Here is a 21917-nt window from a genome sequence, read left to right as displayed (position 1 = left end):
GCACCCCCGCGTAGACTTGCGTGGTTATGACCGAAGCCTCCACGCCCCTCGTCGTCGGCGGCGATCGAGGTCCCCTCGGTGGGGGGCCGGCCGCGGCATCCGCACGTCCTGACGAAGACCTGCTCGCCGGGCTGAACGCGCCGCAGCGGGCCGCCGTCACCTACCGCGGCCCTGCTCTGCTCATCGTGGCGGGGGCGGGCTCGGGCAAGACGAGCGTGCTGACCCGCCGGGTCGCGAGTCTGCTGCGCACGAAAGAGGCGTGGCCCAGCCAGATCCTGGCGATCACGTTCACGAACAAGGCCGCGGGCGAGATGCGCGACCGCGTGCACCAGCTCATCGGCGACCGCGCCCAGGGCATGTGGATCTCGACGTTCCACTCCGCGTGCGTGCGCATCCTGCGCCGTGAAGCAGAGCAGTTCGGGTTCACCAAGTCGTTCACGATCTACGATTCGGGCGACTCGCGCGCGCTCATCAAGCGCCTGGTGAAAGAGCACGAGGCGGATGCCTTCGGTCTCACTCCGGGCGGCGTGCAGAGCCGCATCTCGAAACTCAAGAACGAGCTGTCGGATGCCGAGGCGTACGCGCGCTCGGCGAACATGGAGGACCCCGCCGAGCGGGTGTTCGTCGAGGTCTTCGCCGAGTACCAGCGGGCTCTCCAACGGGCCAACGCGTTCGACTTCGACGACCTCATCGCCCAGACCGTCTTCCTGTTCCGCGCGTTCCCGCACGTGGCGGACGTCTATCGACGGCGCTTCCGTCACATCCTGGTGGACGAGTACCAGGACACCAACCACGCGCAGTACGCGCTGATCCACGAGCTCACCCGAGCGCCGGGGTCGGACGCGAAGCCCTTCGAGGCGGCCGGCGGAATGATGATCTTCGAACCCGAGCCTGACCCGGGAGGCGAGGACGCCGCGGCATCACTCACCGTCGTCGGCGACTCCGACCAGTCGATCTACGCGTTCCGTGGCGCCGACATCCGGAACATCACCGAGTTCGAGCGGGACTACCCGGGCGCGAAGGTCGTGCTCCTCGAGCAGAACTACCGGTCGACGCAGAACATCCTCAGCGCGGCCAACGCGGTGATCTCCCACAACTTCGACCGCAAAGACAAGAAGCTGTGGACCGACGTCGGCGCGGGCGAGAAGATCGTCGGGTTCACCGGCTACTCGCAGCACGACGAGGCGCAGTTCATCGCCGACGAGATCGAGAAGCTCCGCAAGACCGGAGTGGCCTATTCCGCCATCGCCGTCTTCTACCGCACGAACTCCCAGTCCCGTGCGCTGGAGGAGATCTTCATCCGCTCGGCGATCTCGTACAAGATCATGGGCGGCACCAAGTTCTACGAGCGCGCCGAGATCAAGGACGCGATGGCGTACCTCGTCGCGATCGCCAACCCGGCCGACGAGATGGCCGTACGTCGCATCCTCAACAAGCCGAGGCGCGGCATCGGCGACGTCACCGAGACCGCCATCGCCCGCTACGCCGCAGACGAGGGCATCACGTTCCGAGACGCGCTCGCCAATTCCTCCGCCCTGGGCGTGGGGCCGAAGATCCAGGCGGCCATCGCCCAGCTGGACGCAGTACTCGTGGAGGCGGCCGCGATCATGCTGCCGCCCTCGGGCGAACTCGCCCCCGCCACCTCCGTGGCCGAAGGGCTCGCCGTGCTGCTGAACAAGAGCGGCTACTTCGATGCGCTGCGGCGCAGCAAGGACCCGCAGGACGAAGCGCGCCTCGAGAACCTCGACGAGCTCATCGCGGTGACGCGCGAGTTCGCCCGGAACAACCCCGAGGGCACGATCATCGACTTCCTCACCGAGGTCGCGCTGGTCTCGGATGCCGACGACCTCGAAGATGCGTCGGGCTCGGTGTCGCTGATGACCCTGCACACCGCGAAGGGACTCGAGTACGACGTCGTGTTCCTCACCGGAGTCGAGGAGGATCTCATCCCGCACCGCATCTCGGCGGGCGAGCCCGGCGGGCCGCAGGAGGAGCGCCGGCTCTTCTACGTCGGCATCACGCGCGCCCGCCAGCGCCTCTACCTGTCGCTGGCCATGACGCGCGCCCAGTTCGGCGAGGTGACGGTGGCCATGCCGAGTCGTTTCCTCCAGGAGATCCCGGTCGACATCATCGACTGGCGGCAGTCGCCGGGCGACGTCAACTCCCGCGGCGGTACGCAGTCGCGCGCGCTGAACGCCCGGAGGCCGGGCGGCGGAGGTTCGAGCGGCTCGCGGTACGGTGAGGCGCTCGTGCCCACCTCGACGTCGATCGACCGCTTCCCGAACCGTGTGCCCGCGAGGGTACGAGACAACGGAGATCTCGAGCTGGCGTCGGGCGACCGCATCCGTCACGAGGACTTCGGCGACGGCAAGGTCGACGCCGTCACCGGCGACGGAGCGAAGCGCGTGGCGCACGTGCGGTTCGACAAGGTCGGGCCGAAGAAGCTTCTCATCAAGATCGCACCCATCGAGAAGCTGTAGACGGCTTCGCCCGGTGCCGGGCGTCGATGGGCGCGGGCGACGGGAGCGCGTTCCGTGCGCCGGGTTAGGCTCGGTGCATGGCCCTCTTCTCGCGCGGCAAGCGCGCCGCCGACCAGGCAACGACGCCCGACTCGAACGGGTCGGAGGCCACCGAGACGGATGCCGCCGCCACGCCGACTACGGAATCACCGCTCACCGGTGGTGCCGATGGAGGCGAGGCATCCGTCGCCACCCCGACGGAGGATCTTCCCACCGTCGGGATCTCGATGTCGTCCTTCCAGGGTGTGGGGGCGGCTCCGGCCGAGACACCCGCGGCGCCGTCGACGCCCGCGCCCCGACCCGCACAGGCGACCCCGCGTACACTCGCGCCGGCGGAGGCTCCCGAAGCGAAGGAGACCGTCCCGGGGCTGCGTGACAACGCACTGCTGAGGCAGGCCCTCGCCGCGCTGTCCGACACCCCGGCGCCCCACGATGTGGCGAATGTCGCGCGCCAGTTGCTGCAGGGCAGCGTCTTCCTCCGCGTGCACGGCGACGCCCGGACTCTCCTGGCGGAAGGCCAGGACCTTCCCCTCGCGATCGCGACGCAGGGCGACGCGCAGTTCGTGCTCGTCTTCAGCGGTGGCGAGCCGCTGCAGGCAAGCGTGCGCGCCGACGGCCAGACCGACACGTCGGCGATGGGGCAGCCGGTGCTCGCCGTCATCCGGCACGTCCTGGACGGTCCTTTCGCCGGCATGATCCTCGACCACGCGTCGGTGCCCGGGCGCGTGCTGTTGCCGCGTCAGCTGCTGCAGCGCGCCGTCGACGAGGCCGACCCCGAGCTGACCGTCAAGTCGATCCTGGCAGCACCCCGCACGGAGGCGACCGCGAGCGAGATCGTCGCCGCCCTCCCCACGGCCAAGTTGTGGATCGCGGCGGGGAAGCCCGAGGGCAGTGACGCATTCGGCATCGCCGAGTCGCGCACACCTGAGGGGGATCGCTACCTCGAAGTGTTCTCACACCCCCTCGAGATCGTGGCACTGGGCCGGTCCGACTCGCCGCTGCCGGTGACCGCCGCACAACTCGGTGGGGCACTGAAGTCCGACGAGGGCATCTCGGGGCTGCTCGTCGACCCGGCCGGACCGTGGATCCGTCTGCAGCGCGATGACCTGCTGCCGGTCATCGCCCTCGCGGGCTGAGGCGGTCGAGGAAGAGGGTCCCACCCCCGATTCGCCTGTTCCCGTCGACCTCGGTGCTCGCGGGGAGGGTTCGCCACCGACGCGAGCCACCGTCGAAGGCAGCATGCTCATCGCCCGGCATGAGCGTGCGGGTGCCGCATCGCGCTCACCGGCCCTAGTGTCGAGACCATGGCGAGCGAGTTCACGATGCTGACCGTGCCCGGGCCCGACGGCGACAGAGAGGTCAGGATCTCGAGCCCGAGCCGCGTGATCTGGCCCGAGCCGGGCATCACCAAGCTCGAGCTCGCGGAGTACTTCGTCGCGGTGTCGGGTCCGTTCCTCGCCGCCAACGGAAACCGGCCGGTGTCGCTGGAGCGGTTCGGCGACGGCGTCGACGGCGACAGCTTCTTCTCGAAGAATCCGCCCAAGGGGGCCCCCGCGTACGTCGAGGCGGTCACCGTGACCTACAACAGTGGGCGCAGGCATCCGCAGCTCGTCCTCACGGAGCCTGCCGCCGTCGTCTGGGCGGCGCAGATGAACACGCTCGTCTTCCACCCGTGGGCTTCGCTCGCCGGTGACACCGACAACCCCGTGGAGCTCCGAATCGACCTCGACCCGCAACCGGGGACGGATTTCGCGGATGCCGCGGCCGTCGCCCCGGCTCTGCGAAACGTGCTCCGCGAAGCGGGTCTGGAGGCGTGGATCAAGACGAGCGGCAACCGCGGGCTGCACGTCTTCTGCCCGATCGAGCCGACCCACGAGTTCCTCGACGTGCGTCACGCGGTCATCGCCGCGGGACGCGAGCTGGAACGGCGGATGCCGGATCTGGTGACCATGAACTGGTGGAAGGAGGAGCGCGGCGAACGCATCTTCATCGACTTCAACCAGGCCAATCGGGATCGGACGATGGCCGGGGCCTACAGCCCTCGCGCGCTCGCCCCCGCGACCGTCTCGACCCCCATCGGGTGGGACGAGCTGGCCGACGTCGACCCGACCACTTTCACCATCCGGTCGGTGCCGGAGCGACTCGCGACGGTGGGGGACCCCTGGGCGGAGATTGCAACGTCGCCGGGTCGCATCGACACGCTGCTGGGATGGTGGCAGCGAGACCTCGACGACGGTCTGGGCGAACTCCCGTTCCCGCCGGAGTTCCCGAAGATGCCCGGAGAGCCGCCGCGCGTGCAGCCCAGCCGGGCGAAGAAGGACGGCTGAGACCTGTCCGCCGACGCCCCGTCGTCGCGCAGACGTCAGTCCAGGACGTCGCCGAGGTCGTAGGCCGAGACCGACTCGAGCTGATCGAAGCGGCAGGACGCGGCATCCCGATCGGGTCGCCAGCGGTCGAACTGCACCGTGTGGCGGAACCGGTGTCCCTCGAGCTGGTCGTACCGCACCTCGAGGACGCGCTCGGGGCGCAGGCGCACGAACGAGGAGTCGCGGCCCGCGGCGGAGAAGCGGGACTTCTCACCGTCCCCCGTGAGCGTGTTGCCTGCGGCATCCGTCTCGACCAGTGGGGCGAGTTCGTCGATGAGCTCGAGCCGGCGGGCGTCGCTGAACGCCGAGACCGCTCCGACGTTGTGCAGTTCGCCGTCCTTCGTATGCAGACCGACCAGCAGCGAGCCGACGCCTGCGCCGGACTTGTGGATGCGGTACCCGAGGGCGACCACGTCGGCGGTGCGCGCGTGCTTGATCTTGAACATGGCGCGCTTGTTCGGCGCGTACGGCAGATCGAGCGGCTTGGCCACCACGCCGTCGAGGCCGGCGCCCTCGAACTCGGCGAGCCACCGCTCGGCCAGAGCAGGATCGGTCGTCGTCCGCGTCATGTGCAGCGGATGCGGCACGTCTGTCATGAGCGCTTCCAGCCGCTCCCGCCGCTCGCGGAACGGGGCGTCCTGCAGATCCTCGTCGCCGAGCGCGAGCAGATCGAACGCGATGAACATGGCCGGGGTCTCTTCGGCGAGTCTCTTCACGCGGGATGCTGCGGGGTGGATGCGCTGCGTCAGTGCATCCCACTGCAGCCGCTGCGGATCGCCGAGCGCCACCACGATCTCGCCGTCGAGCAGGCAGGGCCGAGGCAGGAGCCGCGAGAAGGCGTCGACCAGTTCGGGGAAGTAGCGGGTGAGCGGCTTGGCACCACGGCTGCCGATCTCGACGTCGGCGCCATCCCAGGATATGAGCGCGCGGAAGCCGTCCCACTTCGGTTCGAAGCTCAGTCCGCCCGGAGATTTCTTCGGGTCGGGGATGGCGGGCACGGCCTTGGCGAGCATCGGCGCGGGGATCTCGTAGGGCATGGGTCCATCCTGCCTCCGACCGGCGACACCCGCATCGGCTACGCCTTGGCCAGTTCCTTCTTCTTCGGGCGGGCCCAGCGGACGGGCTTGTTCGGGCCGTCCCAGACCTGGATCACGCCCCAGGCAGCGGCCGTGATCGGCACAGCGAGCACGGCGCCGACGATGCCGCCGAGAACCGTGCCGACCGTCAGGGCGACCAGGATGACGAAGGCGTGCAGCTTCATCGACCGGCCCATCAGGACGGGCTGGAGGAAGTTTCCCTCGAGCTGGTTGACGAGGACGACGACGCCGACCACGAAGAGGGCGTTGACGAGTCCGTTGGAGACCAGGGCGACGAGCGCGGCCAGGATGCCGGCCAGGGTTGCACCCACGATCGGGATGAACGCCAGGAGGAAGACGAGCACGGCGAGAGGGATCGCGAGCGGCACCTGCAGGATGAGAAGACCGATGAGGATGCCGACGGCGTCCACGAAGGCGACGGCGGCGGTGCCGCGCAGGTACGAACCGAAGACGGTGACCGTCTTGTCGCCGATGCGGTGCGCGCGCTCGTAGTTCTCGCCGCGGAAGGGGCGCAGCAGGAACTCCCACATCTGCGGTCCGTCCTTCAGGAAGAAGAAGAGGACGACCACGAGCAGCACTGCACCGGTCACGAAGTTGGCGATGGCGCCGACCCCCGCGAGGGCGCCCGAGCCGAACTGGGAGCTCGTGAGGAAGTCGGTGAGCTGGCCGGTCCACTCCTGAAGCTGATCGCTGCTCGGGGCGAAGGGGAGGGTCTGCACCCACTCGATGACGTGCTGGAAGCCCTCCTGCGCCTGCGACGCGAGATCGCCCCACTGGTTGCGCACGGCGCCGACGATGAGCCAGCCGACGCCGCCGAGGACGACCGCGATCGCCAGCAGCGTGGCGATCGTCGCGAGGATCGACGGCACACCGCGCCGTCGCATCCACGACATCACCGGCGCGAAGGCGCACGCGATGATGAGCGCGAGGGTGAGCGGGATCGTGACGACCGTCAGCTGCTGGATGCCGAGGATGATCGCCGCGGCGACCACCACCACGAGGATGATCTGAAGCGCGCGCACCGACAGGCGGCCGAAGCCGTCGGCCCACAGACTCCAGGGGGCGCGTCCGGCTTTCAATTCGAGGTCGGAGGCCTCGATCCGAACGCGCGTCGGCTCATCTGAGCGGAAGAATCCCATGGATCGAGGGTACCGGGGTCGCGCGGATCGCCACTCGAGCCTTGCGGTCGGACCGCGGGTGCCGTATGCGCACCCCCCGGGAGGCTCAGACGAAGGCGCTCATCCCCGTGATGTCGCGGCCGATGAGCAGCGCCTGCACGCTCTCGGTGCCTTCGTATGTGTGGATGGCCTCGATGTCGGCCATGTGCTGCATGACGCCGTTCTCGAGCAGGATGCCGTTGCCGCCGAGCAGATCGCGCGCCGTCGAGGCGATGCGGCGCGCTGCGCGCGTGTTGTGGTACTTCGCCAGCGATGCCTGCGTCGGACGCAGGCCGCCCGATGACTCCAGGTCGGCAAGGTGCCGGCAGAAGAGCTGCATGGCCGTCAGCTCCTCGAGCATCTGAGCGAGTCGCTCCTGCACCATCTGGAACTTCGCGAGCGGTCGGCCGAACTGGGTGCGCTGCTGGGCGTAGGCGAGCGACGCCTCGTAGCAGGCGGTGGCGTGGCCCAGCGCCGACCAGGCGACACCGGAGCGGGTGGAGTACAGCACCACGGAGGCGTCCTTGAAGGAATGCGCGCCCGGGAGCAGCGCATCGTCCCCGACGCGCACGCCGTCCAGGACGATGTGCGCCTGGTGGATGGCACGGAGCGACGCTTTGCCGGTGATGACGGTGCCGGTGTAGCCCGGGGTCTGCTGGTCGATGAGGAAGCAGCGCACGGAGCTGTGCTCGGGCGCGGGCTCATCGTCGATCCGCGCCCAGACGAACGTGACGCCGCCCGATGCGCCGTTGCCGATCCACTTCTTCGCTCCGTCGAGCACCCATCCATCGCCGTCTCGCCGGGCGACGGTCTCGAGCGACACGGAGTCCGACCCGTGGTCGGGCTCGGTGAGCGCGAAAGCCGCGGGCACCTCACCGCGCGCGATGGGCCGGAGCCAGCGGGCCTGCTGCTCGTCGCTTCCGAACAGGGCGAGCGTGCGCAGCGCGAGACCGCCCTGCACCGCCACAACCGTACCCAGCGACCCGTCCCCGCGGGAGATCTCCATGTTCACGAGCCCAGCCGCCAGGGGCGAGAACGGCGTCAGCTCGGGGTGCGAGATGCCGTCGTTGAAGAGGTCGAGCTCGCCCATCCGCATCGCGATCTCGATCGGATACTCCGCGGCATCCCACGCCCGCTGCATCAGCGGGCCGACCTCGTCGACGTACGCCTGTGCGCGCTCCCACACCTCGCGGTCGGTCGAGGGGATGTCGGCGAACACCTGGTAGTAGTCGGTGCCCAGCCGGGCGGTGACGTCGTATCCCTCGACCCGCTGGCCGGGGCGTTCGCGGAAATCGGCGGTCGGGGGAGTGCTCATGATGCTCCTGGAGTGCTCGGGTCGGTCGTCGTCGGCGTGACCCCAGGATACCGCCGGTGGGGTATCGAGTGCCGCGTCTTGTGAGACTCGGTCTCAGCTGTCGAGGCGAGCCCGAAGCTGGCGGGCGACCTCGGCGGCCGGCATCCGTCGCGGGAAGACGGCGATGGCGATGTCATCGGGCTCGGCGGGCGAACCGTCGGGGTGCACCCCGAAGCGCCGCATGGCGTCGTCGAGCGCACGCCGCAGGACGGTGAGGGGGACGCGCCTGGGGCTGCGGATCAACTGGCGCAGCACGTGGTTGTGCACGGCGGTGACCAGCGCCGCGAAGCCGACGGCGTCGAGGGGGTCGAGTCCGGGCAGCGCCTCCCGCAGGTACTCGTCGAAGAGGCGCTCGTAGCGGAAGACGGTCACGATCTCGCGGTCGCGGAGTGCGGGAACCTGGCGGACGACGCGGTAGCGGTGGCGTGCCAGTTCCGGGTCGGCCGCGAAGTGCGAGAAGACCTGCACGGATGCTTCGCAGACGGCTGCCCACGGGTTGTCGTGCGGCATGCCGAGGTAGTCGCGCAGCTGGTCCAGCAGCAGTTCGTGATCGGCGAAGACCACGTCCTCCTTGCCCCCGAACTGGCGGAAGAACGTGGAGCGCGACACCCCGGCGGCCCGCGCGATCTGCTCGACGGACGTCTGGTCGAAGCCGTTCTCGGCGAAGAGATCGATCGCGGCCGCGACCACCGCGGTGCGGGCGGCGGACGGGGAGGGGATCTCGCTCATGGCGCGAGCCTACCGGTGGGGTATCGGCCGTCCGCAGGTGCGGCCCTGCGCTCGGACGGAGACGGCGGACGGCGCTGTCAACCCGTTTGCAGTGACCCGTCGCAGGGAGTGGACTCGCACTCATGCAGCCACACATGCAGCCTCTCTGGAAGAGGGACGCCGTGCCCGTCGCCGGTACCCCGTTCGAGCCGGATGCGCGACGGGACGCGCTCGTGATCGGTGCGGGCATCACCGGCCTGGTGACGGGGCTGCTGCTCGCGCGGGCGGGCCTCGACGTCGCGGTGGTCGAGGCGGGAGACGTCGCGGAGCTGGCGACCGGTGCCAACACCGGCAAGCTGTCCCTTCTGCAGGGAAGCGTCCTCTCGACGCTCAGACGCCATCACCCGGCGTCGCTCGTGCGCGCGTACGTCGACTCGAACCGTGACGGTGCGGAGTGGGTCACCGCCTTCGCCGATGCGGAGGGGGTGCCCTACACGCGACGGATCGCCTACTCGTACGCGCAGTCCGCCGACGGCGTCGGAACGGTGCAGGCCGAAGCTGCTGCGGCGCACGAAGCAGGGCTGGAGGTCAGGCGGGTCTTCCCCGATGCGGCATCGCCCCTGGGCTTCCCGATGGTCGACGCGGTGGCGCTCGACGACCAGGTCGCGATCGATCCGCAGACTCTGGCGACGGCCATCGCCCGCGCGTTCCTGGCCGCGGGGGGAACCCTGCACACGCGCACGCGCGTCACCCGGGTGCGCGCTCTGCCCCACGGCCGGATCGAGACCGACCGCGGAGCCGCATTCGCCGAGAACATCGTGCTCGCCACCGCGACGCCGATCACCGACCGAGGGCTGTACTTCGCCAAGACGCATGGACTCCGTTCCTCTTCCGTGGCGTTCGAGCTGCCCGGCGACGTTCCCGACGGCATGTACCTGTCGGTCGACGGCCCGGTACGTTCCCTCCGGTCGGTGACGCCGCAGGACGGCCCGGCCGGATCCGCACGACTCATCGTCGGCGGGAACGGGTATGCGGTCGGCCGTACGCTCTCCGAACGAGGCCGCCTCGACGACCTCATCCACTGGACCGCACGGCACTTCCCCGGCGCCGTGCCGGTGGCCGAATGGTCGGCGCAGGACTACGAATCGCACGACCTCATTCCTTTCGTCGGCGCGATGCCCCGCGGCCTCGGGCGCATCCGCTTCGCGACGGGGTACAACAAGTGGGGACTCTCGAACGGACCGGCGGCCGCTCTGCGCCTGACCGCTGAGATCACCGGGGTTCCGCGGAGCGAGTGGCCTGACTGGATGACCACGATCTCGCGACGCATGACGGTGCCTGCCGACATCGGACGCGGCGGACTCGAAAACATGCGGGTCGGCTGGGAAGCGGCATCCGGGTGGATCGAGTCGCAACGTGCGGCGGTGCCCGTCGCGCGCCCCGCCGAGGGCGAGGGCGTGGTCGCCCACCGCGCCGGCCGGCCGGTCGGCATCTCGACGGTCGACGGCCGCACCCGCGCGGTCAGCGCAGTGTGCCCGCACCTGGGAGGGGTGCTGGCCTGGAACGACGCCGAGCGCTCGTGGGACTGTCCGCTGCACGCATCGCGCTTCACCGCGGACGGTACGAGGATCGAGGGACCCGCGGTCTGCGATCTGGCGCGGCTGCCGCGGACGACCGGAGAGACGATCGAGGCCGACGACGTGGAGACCTTCTCGATCTGACACGCGCAGGTCGCGGCATCCCGCCCACGCAGCGGGAACAGCCGACCGGCTTCCCCTCGGGTCTCGTTCGGGGCTCGCGGGCGGGAGTAGTAGGCTGGGGGATTGGTCCGATATCTCGATATCGAGACATTTCCGGCGCCCCGAGCGCCTTCCCCGACCAGTCGCCCCAGCGGAGGATTGCACTGTGGATCTGTACGAGTACCAGGCACGAGACCTTTTCGAGAAGTACGAGGTGCCGGTTCTCGCCGGCATCGTCGCAGACACTCCGGAGGAGGTCCGCGCAGCAGCCGAGAAGATCGGCGGTGTCGTCGTCGTCAAGGCGCAGGTCAAGGCCGGAGGCCGCGGCAAGGCCGGTGGCGTGAAGGTCGCCAAGTCCGCCGACGAGGCGTTCGAGCTCTCGAAGGCGATCTTCGGCCTCGACATCAAGGGCCATATCGTCAAGCGCGTCATGGTGGCGCAGGGCGCCCGCATCGACAAGGAGTTCTACTTCTCGGTGCTGCTGGACCGCGCGAACCGTTCCTACCTGAGCCTCTGCAGCGTCGAGGGCGGCATGGAGATCGAGGAGCTCGCGGTCGAGCGCCCCGAGGCCCTCGCGCGCATCCAGGTCGACCCCCTCACCGGCATCGATCAGGCCAAGGCCCTCGAGATCGCGAAGGCCGGCGGCTTCGACGACGAACTCGCACCGAAGGTCGCCGACGTCTTCGTCAAGCTCTACGACGTCTACACGGGCGAGGATGCCACGCTCGTCGAGGTGAACCCGCTCGTGCTCACGGAGGACGGCGACGTCATCGCCCTCGACGGCAAGGTCTCGCTCGACGAGAACGCCGACTTCCGACACCCGGATCACGAAGAGCTCGAAGACAAGGACGCCGCCGACCCGCTCGAGGCCAAGGCGAAGGCGAACGACCTGAACTACGTCAAGCTCGACGGCCAGGTCGGCGTCATCGGAAACGGCGCGGGTCTGGTGATGTCGACCCTCGACGTGGTCGCCTACGCCGGTGAGCGACACGGCGGGGTCAAGCCCGCGAACTTCCTCGACATCGGCGGCGGGGCGTCGGCGGCGGTCATGGCCGCGGGCCTGGACGTCATCCTCGGCGACGAGCAGGTCAAGAGCGTCTTCGTCAACGTGTTCGGCGGCATCACCGCGTGCGACGCCGTCGCGAACGGCATCGTGGGCGCCCTGCAGACGCTCGGCGACACGGCTTCCAAGCCGCTCGTCGTGCGACTCGACGGCAACAAGGTGGAAGAGGGCCGCGCCATCCTGCGCGAAGCAAACCACCCGCTCGTCACCCTGGCCGAGACCATGGACGAGGGCGCCGACAAGGCCGCCGAGCTCGCGAACGCCTGATCAGGCTCGAGAAAAGGATTCTGAAGCAATGTCGATCTTCCTCAACAAGGACTCCAAGGTCATCGTCCAGGGCATCACCGGCGGCGAAGGCACCAAGCACACGGCCCTCATGCTCAAAGCCGGCACCCAGGTCGTCGGTGGCGTGAACGCCCGCAAGGCCGGCACCACCGTCTCGCACACCGCCGCCGACGGCTCCACGGTCGAACTGCCCGTCTTCGCATCGGTCGCGGAGGCCATCGAGAAGACCGGAGCGGACGTGTCGATCGCGTTCGTGCCGCCCGCCTTCACGAAAGACGCGATGGTCGAGGCCATCGACGCCGAGATTCCGCTGCTCGTCGTGATCACCGAGGGCGTGCCCGTCGGCGACACCGCGGAGGCGTGGGCCTACACGCAGTCCAAGGGCAACAAGACCCGCATCATCGGCCCGAACTGCCCCGGCATCATCACGCCGGGTGAGTCGCTCGTCGGCATCACCCCGGCGAACATCACCGGCAAGGGTCCGATCGGACTCGTGTCGAAGTCGGGCACCCTGACCTACCAGATGATGTACGAGCTGCGCGAGATCGGCTTCTCGAGCGCGATCGGCATCGGCGGCGACCCCGTCATCGGCACGACGCACATCGACGCGCTCGCCGCGTTCGAGGCCGACCCCGAGACGAAGGCGATCGTCATGATCGGCGAGATCGGCGGCGACGCCGAAGAGCGCGCGGCCGACTACATCAAGGCTCACGTCACCAAGCCGGTCGTCGGCTACGTCGCGGGCTTCACGGCCCCCGAGGGCAAGACCATGGGTCACGCCGGTGCGATCGTCTCCGGCTCGGCAGGTACTGCGCAGGCCAAGAAGGAGGCCCTGGAGGCCGCCGGCGTCAAGGTCGGCAAGACCCCCAGCGAGACCGCCGAGCTCATGCGCGAGATCATTTCGGCTCTGTAGCCGGACGCTTTTCGAGAGGGGCGGATGCTGCGGCATCCGCCCCTCTCTGCGTTTCCCCGCCCGGACGCGCGCCGGACCCGTCATCTGCGTGCCGCTGACCGCAGGCATAGGGTGAAGTCATGCCGCTCACCGGAGAATACAAGCCCAGCACCAACGCGTGGGCCCGTACCCAGGCCGAGAAGTTCGAGGCTTCGGGGGGCACGGAGGAGAACACGCTCCGCGGCGTCCCGATCATCGTGCTGACGACGGTCGGCGCGAAGTCCGGCGGGCTCCGCAAGACGGCCCTCATGCGCGTCGAGCACGATGGCCGCTACCTCGCCGTGGCTTCCAAGGGCGGGACGCCCGAGCCGCCCGCCTGGTACTGGAACATCGTCGCCGAGCCGCACGTCGAGCTGCAGGACGGTGCGCTCACGCGCGACTACACGGCGCGCGAGCTCCAGGGCGACGAGCGCGCCGAGTGGTGGCAGCGCGCGACGGCGGTCTGGCCCGACTACGACGAGTACCAGAAGAAGACCGACCGGCAGATCGCGATCTTCCTCCTCGATCCGTTCGACGAGTGACACCCTGATCCCAGGCTGAGCGGATGCTGCGCCGGGCGTGGCCGCCGGGGAAGGCGTCCTCCCGGTAGGTAGGGTCGATGAGGCATGAATCGCCTCCTCATCACCCTCCTCACCGCTTTCGACGCCGCCATCGCGGCCGCCGCAGGCATCGCGGTCGTGCTCGCGCCGCTCACACTGCTCTGGGTCTTCGGACTCGGCGGTCAGGCGGACTGGGCGGCGCTCTGGCCGGTGGCGGCGACGATCTGGCAGTTCGGTCACCTCGTCCCGCTGGCGATCACCCTGCCGGATGACTACCTGGCCGCCACCGGGATCACCGCGGACGCGGCATCCTTCACCCTGTCGTTGGCACCCCTGGCCTTCGCGGCCTTCACGGTCATCTTCGCCGCGCGTTCCGGTGCGCGTTCCTCCCGGGCCGATGGCTGGGTGACCGGGGTGCTCGTGGGCACCGGCTCGTTCGCCGCGCTGGCGGCGCTGATCGCCTGGACCTCCTCGACGGCCGTCGCGACGGTCGAGACGTGGCAGGCGGTGCTCTTCCCGACGCTGCTGTTCGCCATCCCCGCCCTGGCAGGCGCGATCGTCACGGAGTGGCGGGAGGCGGGGGCCGGTGTGATCGCCCGTGCTCGCGACCGCATCGAGCGACAGCTCCACGGCTGGGGCGAGGTACCGGGGCTCGCCGTGCGCGGTGCCGCCGTCGTGATCGCCGGGCTGACGGCCGTCGGAGCGCTCGGGGTCGCCGTGGCGCTCGTGGGGGGAGGCGCGCAGATCATCGCCCTCTTCGAGGCGGGGCACGTGGATGTGATCGGCGCGACGGTGACGACGCTCGCGCAGCTCGCCTACCTCCCCACACTGATCGTGTGGGCCCTCTCCTACGTCATCGGGCCCGGGTTCGCGATCGGTCCCGGCACGGTCGTATCGCCCGCCGGCACGCAGGTCGGCGTGCTCCCCGGCATCCCCGTGCTCGGTGCACTTCCCGGGTCCATCTCGCCGTGGATGCTGCTGCTCGCTCTGTTTCCGGTCGCGCTCGGCGCCTTCGCCGGATGGGTCGTCCGCTCCCGTCTGCTGCAGGTCCCTGCCATCGAGCCCGGCTCGACGGCGCGTCCCGGCGCATCGGTGCCGTGGGCCACGGCCGCGCTCGACGGGCTCCTCGCCCCGACCGCCGTCGAGCCGGTCACCGCATCCCCGCAGGCCGCGCACGAGGAGAAGGACTCCGTCGACGAGCCCATCGGCGCCCGACTCACGATCGCGGTCGGCATCGCCGTCATCGTCGCGGGGGCCGTGGCGCTGCTGGCGTGGTTCGCGTCCGGCTCGATCGGTCCCGGCACGCTGTCGGCGGTCGGCCCGAGCGTGGGTCCGGTCGCTCTCGCGGTGGGGCTGGAGGTACTCCTGGGCGCCTCGATCCTGCTGCTCTCGCCGCGCCCCCGCCGTCGGCGCGACCGTCGGCGCGACCAGGGCCTGACGGAGAGCTCGTGGGAAGACGCGATCGCGCGGTCGTCGACGGATGCCTCGGTCATCACGTACGCGGAGCGATGGACGTCCACTCCCTACGACGCGGACCACGCGCCGGCGGAGAAGGACGCGGCTGCCGAGGTCGACCCGGGGGTGCGGGCGACCGACCGGACGACGAAGAAGAGCCGCACGAACGCTCCGAAGAAGGGACGCACCGCCCGGAAGGACCCCGGCGGTGCGAGGAAGGGTGGTGACCGTGCCGCGGACGCCGCGGCTGAGGCCGCGCCCGAGTCCGTGCCCGTGCCCGTCCCCGAAGAACCGCCTCCGCCCCTCGTCCCCCGCGAATCCCAGCCCGGTGACGCCCCGGCCCCCCGTCGTCCCGCGCCGCTGCCCCCGGTAGACTGACCGCGTGCTCACGGTCGCGGTCCTCATCTCTGGAGCCGGCTCCAATCTGAGGGCCCTCCTCGAGGCGGCCGCCGAGGCCGACTTCCCCGCCCGGGTGATCGTCGTCGGAGCCGATCGCGAGGCCGACGGCTTCGCGCACGCCGAGGCATACGGCATCCCCACCTTTCTCGTCCCGTGGCGCGAGTTCGAGTCGCGCGACGAATGGGGCGCCGAGGTGGGAGCGCAGCTCGAGGTCTGGAAGCCCGACCTCGTCGTGCTGAGCGGCCTCATGCGACTGCTGCCGTCGGGACTGGTCGATGCGTGGGCCCCTCGCATCATCAACACCCACCCCGCATACCTGCCGGAGTTCCCCGGTGCGCACGGAGTGCGCGACGCGCTCGCCGCCGACGCGACCCGCACCGGGGCGAGCGTGATCATCGTCGACAACGGCATCGACAGCGGCCCGATCCTCGCCCAGGAACGAGTGCCCGTGCTCGCCGGCGACGACGAGCACAGCCTGCATGAGCGCATCAAGCCGGTCGAGCGTCGGCTGCTGATCGACGTCGTGCGCCGCATCGCCACCGGCGAGCTCGACCTCGCGGCGCAGACCGCCCCCACCACGTCCTAGAGCCCCTTCCCGCCCCGATCCGTCAGGAGCCCCCATGGCCGGTCCCCGCCACGATCCGTCCCTCTACCGCGACCGCGACGTCGTGCCGATCCGCCGCGCGCTCGTCTCGGTGAGCGACAAGACCGACCTGCTGCGCCTCGCCGAGGCGCTCGCCGCGGCCGACGTCGAGATCGTGTCGACCGGTTCGACGGCTGCCACCATTCGCGACGCCGGTCACGCGGTCACCGACGTGTCGGCTGTCACGGGCTTCCCCGAATCCCTCGACGGGCGAGTCAAGACGCTCCACCCCGGCGTGCACGCGGGGCTGCTGGCAGACCTCCGCCTCGAAGACCACGAGCGGCAGCTGCAGGAGCTCGGCATCGAGCCCTTCGAGCTCGTGGTGGTGAACCTCTACCCGTTCGTCGAGACGGTCGCCTCCGGTGCCGAAGGCGACGACGTCGTCGAGCAGATCGACATCGGCGGGCCCGCGATGGTGCGAGCATCCGCCAAGAACTTCGCCAACGTCGCGATCGTCGTCTCTCCCGAGTCCTACCCTTCGGTGATCGAGGCGGTGGCAGCGGGCGGCACGACGCTCAAACAGCGCCGCGAGCTGGCGGCGCGCGCGTTCGCGCATACGGCGGTCTACGACCGGGCGGTCGCGACCTGGTTCGCGGAGGGGACCCTGGCGGCGGGGAACGACCTGCCCGAGCACCTGACGATCCGCGCCGAGCGGCTCGAGACCCTGCGCTACGGCGAGAACTCGCACCAGCGCGCGGCGATCTACACCCGCACCGGAGGGCATGGCATCGCGCAGGCTACGCAGCTGCAGGGCAAGGAGATGTCCTACAACAACTACGTCGACGCCGACGCCGCCTTGCGGGCGGCGTTCGACATGGTGAAGCCCGCGGTGGCGATCATCAAGCACGCGAACCCCTGCGGCATCGCTGTGGCGGCGCCGAACGCCCGCGACGAGATCGCCAGCGCCCACTTGCGTGCCCACGAGTGCGACCCGGTGTCGGCCTTCGGGGGAGTGATCGCGGCGAACCGCACGGTGACGCTCAAGATGGCCGAGAACCTGCGTGACATCTTCACCGAGGTGATCGTCGCGCCCGGCTTCGAGCCCGAAGCACTCGAAGTGTTCGCTCTGAAGAAGAATCTGCGTGTCCTGCTCCTGCCCGCCGACTGGCAGCAGGAGACGATGGACGTGCGCCTCGTCTCGGGTGGGCTGCTGCTGCAGGACGCCGACCGCTTCCCCGACGACATCGAATCGGTCGCGAAAGACTGGCAGCTCGTCTCGGGCGAGCGCCCCGCCGAGGCCGACATGGCCAACCTCATCTTCGCGTGGAAGGCGTGCCGCGCCGTGAAGTCGAACGCGATCGTCCTGGCCACCGGATCGGCCACGGTCGGAATCGGCATGGGTCAGGTCAACCGCGTCGACTCCTGCCGCCTGGCAGTCGAACGCGCCGGAAATCGCGCGGCCGGATCGATCGCGGCATCCGACGCCTTCTTCCCGTTCGCCGACGGGCCGCAGGTGCTTCTCGACGCCGGGGTGTCGGCCATCGTGCAGCCCGGCGGCTCGGTGCGCGACGACGAGGTCATCGCCGCGGCGCGTGCCTCCGGAGTGACGATGTTCTTCACCGGCGAGCGGCACTTCTTCCACTGAGGCCGCCCACGGCGGACCGGCAGCTCACGCGGTGGGGCGGCCGTATTCCTCGAGCCATCGCAGCCAGACCTCGCTGACGGTCGGGTAGGACGGCACCGCGTGCCAGAGGCGCTCGAGGGGGACCTCGCCGACGATCGCGATCGTCGCGGAGTGCAGCAGCTCGGCGACATCCGGTCCGACGAAGGTCGCGCCGATGAGCACGCCGCGATCCTCGTCGACGATCGCGCGCGCCTGCCCCACGTAGTGATCGGCCACGCTGCTCGACCCGGCCACCCACGAGAGGTCGTAGTCCAGGACGCGGATGCGGCGCCCCGCCGCTCGCGCGGTCTTCTCGGTGACACCGACCGAAGCGACCTCGGGATCGGTGAAGGTCACCTGGGGGACCGCGTCGTGGTCGGCTGTGGCCACGTGGACGCCCCACGGCGCGTCGTCGACCTCGGCGCCGTTGGCGCGTGCGGCGATGACGTCTCCGGCCGCGCGCGCCTGGTACTTGCCCTGATGGGTGAGGAGCGCACGGTGGTTGGCGTCGCCCACCGCGTACAGCCAGTCCGTGCCCTTCACGAGCATCGTGTCGTCGACGTCGAACCACTCGCCCGGAGTGAGCCCGACGCTGTCGAGCCCGAGGTCGCCCGTGACGGGCGTGCGGCCGATCGCGACGAGCACCTCCTCGGCCTCGACCGTCGTTCCGTCCGACAGCTGCAGCGACGCGGTCCCGCCGTCGCGCCGCGCGGAGGTCACCTCGACCCCGTCCCGGATGTCGACGCCGAGTTTCTCGAGCGAGGCCGTCACGAGTTCACCCGCGAACGGCTCCATGTTCTGCAGCAGCCCGGAGCGCAGCAGCAGAGTGACTTTCGTGCCGAATCCCGCATAGGCCGTCGCCATCTCGGCGGCGACGACTCCGCCGCCGATGATCGCGAGCGAGCCGGGGATGCTCTCGGCCGAGGTGGCCTCCCGACTCGTCCACGGAGCGATGTCGCGCAGGCCGGGGATGTCGGGCAGGAGGGCCGCCGAGCCGGTGCAGGCCGCGACGGCGTGGCGCGCGACGAGGTCGGTGGTCGAGCCGTCGCCGGCGGTGACGCGAACGGTGTTGCGACCGGTGATGCGCGCGTGACCGCGGACGAGGTCGATGCCCGCACCCTCGAGCCACTTCACCTGCGAGTCGTCGTTCCAGTCGTGGGTGGTCTTGTCGCGGCGGCGCAGCACGCCGGCGATGTCGACCTCGCCGGTGACGGCCTGGGCCGCTCCGTCCACGTCGCGGGCGGCGCGCAGGACGGCACCTGCCCGCAGCAGGGCCTTCGACGGCATGCACGCCCAATACGAGCACTCCCCGCCCACCAGTTCGGCTTCGACGATGACGGTCTTCATCCCGCCCTGGACCGCCCGATCCGCCACGTTCTCGCCGACGGCGCCGGCCCCGATCACGATGACGTCGTACGTGGTTTCGCTCATGTGCCCACGCTAGCGTCGCCGTGCCCGCACCGCTCGGGCTTGCGCCCAGGTCTTCACCGTGGCATCCGTGACGCCTCCTCCCTCGGTGCCGGCACCTGCGCGGCCGCACTCAGGCGACCCTCGGAGATCAGGCTGATCCCCCGCGAAGCGGCCCGACTCCGGCTGATCGCCGGATTCGGGACGGAGTCGAGCCCGTGGGGCGGGAGTCGGCCCGGCGACGCCGGCATCCTGGTGTCCGATTCCCGCCAGCCGGTGTCCTCGGTCCGTGTCAGGCTGGGGGCATGACCATCGCCGCCGCTCGCCCGTCGATGACGTTCGACGAGCGCTATCGCGCGATCGACTCGCGCGACACGCGCTTCGACGGGCAGTTCGTCACCGCGGTGCGGACGACCGGCATCTACTGCCGCCCGAGCTGTCCGGCGCGCACCCCGAAGCCCGCCAACGTGAGCTTCTTCGCCACGAGTGCGGCCGCCCACGAGGCGGGCTACCGCGCGTGCAAGCGGTGTCTGCCCGAGGCCGCACCGGGGTCGCCCGAGTGGAACCTGCGCAGCGACGCCGCCGGCCGCGCGATGCGACTCATCGCCGATGGGGTGGTCGAGCGCGAAGGGGTGCCCGGGCTCGCCGCCCGCCTGGGCTACTCGACGCGACACCTCACTCGACTGCTCACCACGGAGGTCGGGGCCGGTCCTCTCGCGCTCAGTCGCGCCCATCGCGCACACACGGCCCGCATGCTGCTCGTCGGCACCGACCTGCCGGCGGCCGATGTCGCGTTCTCAGCCGGGTTCCGGAGCATCCGACAGTTCAACGACACGGTCCGCGAGGTCTTCGGCATGACCCCGCTCGAACTGCGCGCCCGTCGACGCGGTGAGGATCCGGCTCCGGGACGGATCGACCTCGTCCTGCCCCACAGAGGGCCGCTGGACGACGTCGGTCTCTTCGGCTGGATGGCCGCGCACGCGGTCGGGGGTGTGGAGGCGGGGACGGCCTCGACCTTCGCGAGAACCCTTCGGCTCCCCGGCGGTCCCGCCTGGTTGGAGCTGCGCGTCGACGACGGCCGAGTCCGACTGAGGGCGGAGCTCTCCCGACTCTCGGACCTGTCGCTGATCGTCGCCCGGGCGCGGAGGCTCTTCGACCTGGATGCCGACCCGGTGGCGGTCGATGAGGCGCTGGCGCAGCATCCGGAACTCGCCCCCCTGGTCGCGCGCGTTCCCGGCGTCCGCGTGCCGGGCGCCGTCGACGCCCACGAGATGCTGATCCGCGCGATGATCGGCCAGCAGATCTCGGTCGCCGCCGCTCGTACGGCGATGACCCGACTCGCGGAGGCGCTGGGGGAGCGCATGGACACCCCGGGGGGAGACATGCTCCTCTTCCCCACGGTCGCGGCCATCGCCGAACGCGGGCACGAGGTGCTGCGCGGCCCCGCGGCCCGTGTACGGTCGGTGATCGCCGCGGCGGCGGCGCTCGCCTCTGGCGACCTCGACCTCACCCCGGGAGACGACCCGCACGAGCAGCGTGCGGCCCTGATCGCGATGCCGGGCATCGGTCCGTGGACCGCCGACTACGTGCGCATGCGCGTGCTCGGCGACCCCGACGTGCTGCTGCCGGGTGACGTGGCCGCGCGGGCGGGTGCGGCCGCCGCCGGGATTCCCGCCGATGCCGTCGGCCTGACGGCCTGGGCGACGCGCGCCGCCCCGTGGCGCAGTTATCTCATGGCGCACCTCTGGTACGCCGCCCCCGTGACCGCCTCGTGGCGCACGCCACCGACACCGGAAGATTCACCATGACCCTCCTCACCTCGCCGACCCGCACCGGCCTCGCCCGGGCCGCCACCCTCCAGACGATCGCGACGCCCGATGGTCCCTTCACGATCGTCGCCGACGGACGCGGTCGCGTGATCGCCTCGGGGTGGACGGCCGACCGCGAGGCCGCGCTCGCGCGTATTCCGCGCGCCATCGCCCCCGACGTGGTGCAGGAGGGGGAGACGGATGCTGCGGCCGCCGTCGGCGCCTACTACGAGGGAGACCTCGCCGCGATCGACGCCGTCGAGGTCGCCCAGGCGGGCACCGCGATGCAGCTGCAGGGGTGGGCGGCGCTCCGGGCGATCGCGCCCGGCCGGCCGTTGTCGTACGCGGAGTTCGCCGCCGCCCTCGGACATCCGCGCGCCGTCCGGGCCGCGGCATCCATCTGCGCCCGCAACGCCCCTGCGCTCTTCGTGCCGTGCCATCGTGTCCTGCGCGGCGACGGCAGTCTGGGCGGCTTCGCGTGGGGAGTCGACGTGAAACGCGGGCTCCTCGCGCGCGAGTCGACGGTCGCCGCGGTCTGATCGGACGGGTTTCGCTCCCCGCTTGCACGAATCGTCGACCTGGGCATAGCCTGGAAAGCTGTCAGCCGCACACGCGGATGCCCCGCCCAGAGGAGGATGCCATGAACCCGAACGTGATCACGTCGGTCGCCGCCATCCTTCCGAGCCGCACGCTCCGCCTCTCCTGAGGTCCGGCGGCCACGCGCCGCCCCGCGTTCGTCTCCGTCGGTGCCATCCGTCGCTGTTGCGCCTTCCGGCGTCCACTTCCCTCTCCTCGCACCACTCACGCCGACATCCCACAAGGA

Annotated in this window: 17 protein-coding genes; 12 read left to right on the top strand and 5 right to left on the bottom strand. The window is 70.4% G+C overall.

The genetic code is table 11. The annotated features are described in order from the left end of the window. The first annotated feature begins 26 nt into the window (after positions 1-26). From ACFM35_RS09440 to ligD, 3 genes are all read left to right on the top strand, one after another. Positions 27-2480, top strand: a complete 2454-nt coding sequence (locus ACFM35_RS09440; protein ID WP_378841329.1) for an ATP-dependent helicase — start codon at positions 27-29, stop codon at positions 2478-2480. A gap of 77 nt (positions 2481-2557) precedes the next feature. Further along, positions 2558-3655 carry an SseB family protein gene (locus tag ACFM35_RS09435; RefSeq protein ID WP_378841327.1) on the top strand — a complete coding sequence of 366 codons (1098 nt, stop codon included), beginning with the start codon at positions 2558-2560 and terminating at the stop codon, positions 3653-3655. Positions 3656-3823: 168 nt separating this feature from the next. Beyond that, positions 3824-4846, top strand: coding sequence for a non-homologous end-joining DNA ligase (gene ligD, locus ACFM35_RS09430; RefSeq protein WP_378841325.1), 1023 nt, complete (start codon positions 3824-3826; stop codon positions 4844-4846). A 35-nt stretch (positions 4847-4881) separates the two neighbouring features. Here ligD and ACFM35_RS09425 read toward each other — a convergent pair whose 3' ends face one another. From ACFM35_RS09425 to ACFM35_RS09410, 4 genes are all read right to left on the bottom strand, one after another. Beyond that, positions 4882-5922 carry an ATP-dependent DNA ligase gene (locus ACFM35_RS09425; RefSeq protein ID WP_378841323.1) on the bottom strand — a complete coding sequence of 347 codons (1041 nt, stop codon included), beginning with the start codon at positions 5920-5922 and terminating at the stop codon, positions 4882-4884. Positions 5923-5960: 38 nt separating this feature from the next. After that, positions 5961-7121 (bottom strand): AI-2E family transporter, encoded by a 1161-nt coding sequence (locus tag ACFM35_RS09420; RefSeq protein ID WP_378841320.1) that lies wholly within the window; start codon positions 7119-7121, stop codon positions 5961-5963. An 85-nt stretch (positions 7122-7206) separates the two neighbouring features. Then, a complete protein-coding gene (locus ACFM35_RS09415) occupies positions 7207-8454 on the bottom strand; it encodes an acyl-CoA dehydrogenase family protein (RefSeq protein WP_378841318.1) in 1248 nt (415 codons plus the stop codon). Positions 8455-8547: 93 nt separating this feature from the next. Next, positions 8548-9222, bottom strand: coding sequence for a TetR family transcriptional regulator (locus tag ACFM35_RS09410; RefSeq protein WP_378841316.1), 675 nt, complete (start codon positions 9220-9222; stop codon positions 8548-8550). A gap of 161 nt (positions 9223-9383) precedes the next feature. Here ACFM35_RS09410 and ACFM35_RS09405 point away from each other — a divergent pair, with 161 nt between their 5' ends. The 7 genes from ACFM35_RS09405 to purH all read left to right on the top strand — a co-directional run bounded on the left by ACFM35_RS09405 (position 9384) and on the right by purH (position 17861). Further along, positions 9384-10922 carry an FAD-dependent oxidoreductase gene (locus ACFM35_RS09405; RefSeq protein WP_378841314.1) on the top strand — a complete coding sequence of 513 codons (1539 nt, stop codon included), beginning with the start codon at positions 9384-9386 and terminating at the stop codon, positions 10920-10922. 184 nt (positions 10923-11106) lie between these two features. After that, positions 11107-12270, top strand: a complete 1164-nt coding sequence (gene sucC / locus ACFM35_RS09400; protein WP_378841312.1) for an ADP-forming succinate--CoA ligase subunit beta — start codon at positions 11107-11109, stop codon at positions 12268-12270. 28 nt (positions 12271-12298) lie between these two features. After that, positions 12299-13201 (top strand): succinate--CoA ligase subunit alpha, encoded by a 903-nt coding sequence (gene sucD, locus ACFM35_RS09395; RefSeq protein ID WP_378841310.1) that lies wholly within the window; start codon positions 12299-12301, stop codon positions 13199-13201. A gap of 119 nt (positions 13202-13320) precedes the next feature. Next, on the top strand, positions 13321-13761 hold the full coding sequence (locus tag ACFM35_RS09390) for a nitroreductase family deazaflavin-dependent oxidoreductase (protein WP_378841308.1): 441 nt from the start codon (positions 13321-13323) through the stop codon (positions 13759-13761). An 84-nt stretch (positions 13762-13845) separates the two neighbouring features. Beyond that, positions 13846-15612: a cell division protein PerM gene (locus ACFM35_RS09385; protein ID WP_378841306.1), complete on the top strand. Its 1767-nt coding sequence runs from the start codon at positions 13846-13848 to the stop codon at positions 15610-15612. 4 nt (positions 15613-15616) lie between these two features. Beyond that, complete coding sequence (gene purN / locus ACFM35_RS09380) at positions 15617-16219, top strand: phosphoribosylglycinamide formyltransferase (RefSeq protein ID WP_378841304.1); 603 nt, start codon at positions 15617-15619, stop codon at positions 16217-16219. Positions 16220-16253: 34 nt separating this feature from the next. Continuing rightward, a complete protein-coding gene (gene purH / locus ACFM35_RS09375) occupies positions 16254-17861 on the top strand; it encodes a bifunctional phosphoribosylaminoimidazolecarboxamide formyltransferase/IMP cyclohydrolase (RefSeq protein WP_378841302.1) in 1608 nt (535 codons plus the stop codon). Between the two features lie 24 nt (positions 17862-17885). Here purH and ACFM35_RS09370 read toward each other — a convergent pair whose 3' ends face one another. Further along, positions 17886-19310 (bottom strand): dihydrolipoyl dehydrogenase family protein, encoded by a 1425-nt coding sequence (locus ACFM35_RS09370; RefSeq protein ID WP_378841300.1) that lies wholly within the window; start codon positions 19308-19310, stop codon positions 17886-17888. 281 nt (positions 19311-19591) lie between these two features. Between ACFM35_RS09370 and ACFM35_RS09365 the strand changes: the two genes are divergently transcribed. Both ACFM35_RS09365 and ACFM35_RS09360 read left to right on the top strand, forming a co-directional pair. Then, positions 19592-21094, top strand: coding sequence for an AlkA N-terminal domain-containing protein (locus ACFM35_RS09365; RefSeq protein ID WP_378841298.1), 1503 nt, complete (start codon positions 19592-19594; stop codon positions 21092-21094). Next, complete coding sequence (locus tag ACFM35_RS09360) at positions 21091-21633, top strand: methylated-DNA--[protein]-cysteine S-methyltransferase (RefSeq protein WP_378841296.1); 543 nt, start codon at positions 21091-21093, stop codon at positions 21631-21633. The genes ACFM35_RS09365 and ACFM35_RS09360 overlap by 4 nt, the downstream gene beginning before the upstream one ends. Positions 21634-21917 lie beyond the last annotated feature (284 nt).

This window comes from Microbacterium songi, assembly GCF_042747925.1.
GTDB lineage: Bacteria > Actinomycetota > Actinomycetes > Actinomycetales > Microbacteriaceae > Microbacterium.
This window is presented reverse-complemented; position numbering and strand designations above follow the sequence as displayed.

Bases quoted from the DNA above. Each gene is read 5' to 3' on its own strand.
- ACFM35_RS09425 (WP_378841323.1), bottom strand. From the start codon at position 5,922: ATGCCCTACGAGATCCCCGCGCCGATGCTCGCCAAGGCCGTGCCCGCC.
- ACFM35_RS09360 (WP_378841296.1), top strand. From the start codon at position 21,091: ATGACCCTCCTCACCTCGCCGACCCGCACCGGCCTCGCCCGGGCCGCC.
- ACFM35_RS09390 (WP_378841308.1), top strand. From the start codon at position 13,321: ATGCCGCTCACCGGAGAATACAAGCCCAGCACCAACGCGTGGGCCCGT.
- purH (WP_378841302.1), top strand. From the start codon at position 16,254: ATGGCCGGTCCCCGCCACGATCCGTCCCTCTACCGCGACCGCGACGTC.
- ACFM35_RS09440 (WP_378841329.1), top strand. From the start codon at position 27: ATGACCGAAGCCTCCACGCCCCTCGTCGTCGGCGGCGATCGAGGTCCC.
- ACFM35_RS09420 (WP_378841320.1), bottom strand. From the start codon at position 7,121: ATGGGATTCTTCCGCTCAGATGAGCCGACGCGCGTTCGGATCGAGGCC.
- ACFM35_RS09385 (WP_378841306.1), top strand. From the start codon at position 13,846: ATGAATCGCCTCCTCATCACCCTCCTCACCGCTTTCGACGCCGCCATC.
- ACFM35_RS09410 (WP_378841316.1), bottom strand. From the start codon at position 9,222: ATGAGCGAGATCCCCTCCCCGTCCGCCGCCCGCACCGCGGTGGTCGCG.
- ACFM35_RS09415 (WP_378841318.1), bottom strand. From the start codon at position 8,454: ATGAGCACTCCCCCGACCGCCGATTTCCGCGAACGCCCCGGCCAGCGG.
- ligD (WP_378841325.1), top strand. From the start codon at position 3,824: ATGGCGAGCGAGTTCACGATGCTGACCGTGCCCGGGCCCGACGGCGAC.
- ACFM35_RS09365 (WP_378841298.1), top strand. From the start codon at position 19,592: ATGACCATCGCCGCCGCTCGCCCGTCGATGACGTTCGACGAGCGCTAT.
- ACFM35_RS09435 (WP_378841327.1), top strand. From the start codon at position 2,558: ATGGCCCTCTTCTCGCGCGGCAAGCGCGCCGCCGACCAGGCAACGACG.
- sucD (WP_378841310.1), top strand. From the start codon at position 12,299: ATGTCGATCTTCCTCAACAAGGACTCCAAGGTCATCGTCCAGGGCATC.
- ACFM35_RS09370 (WP_378841300.1), bottom strand. From the start codon at position 19,310: ATGAGCGAAACCACGTACGACGTCATCGTGATCGGGGCCGGCGCCGTC.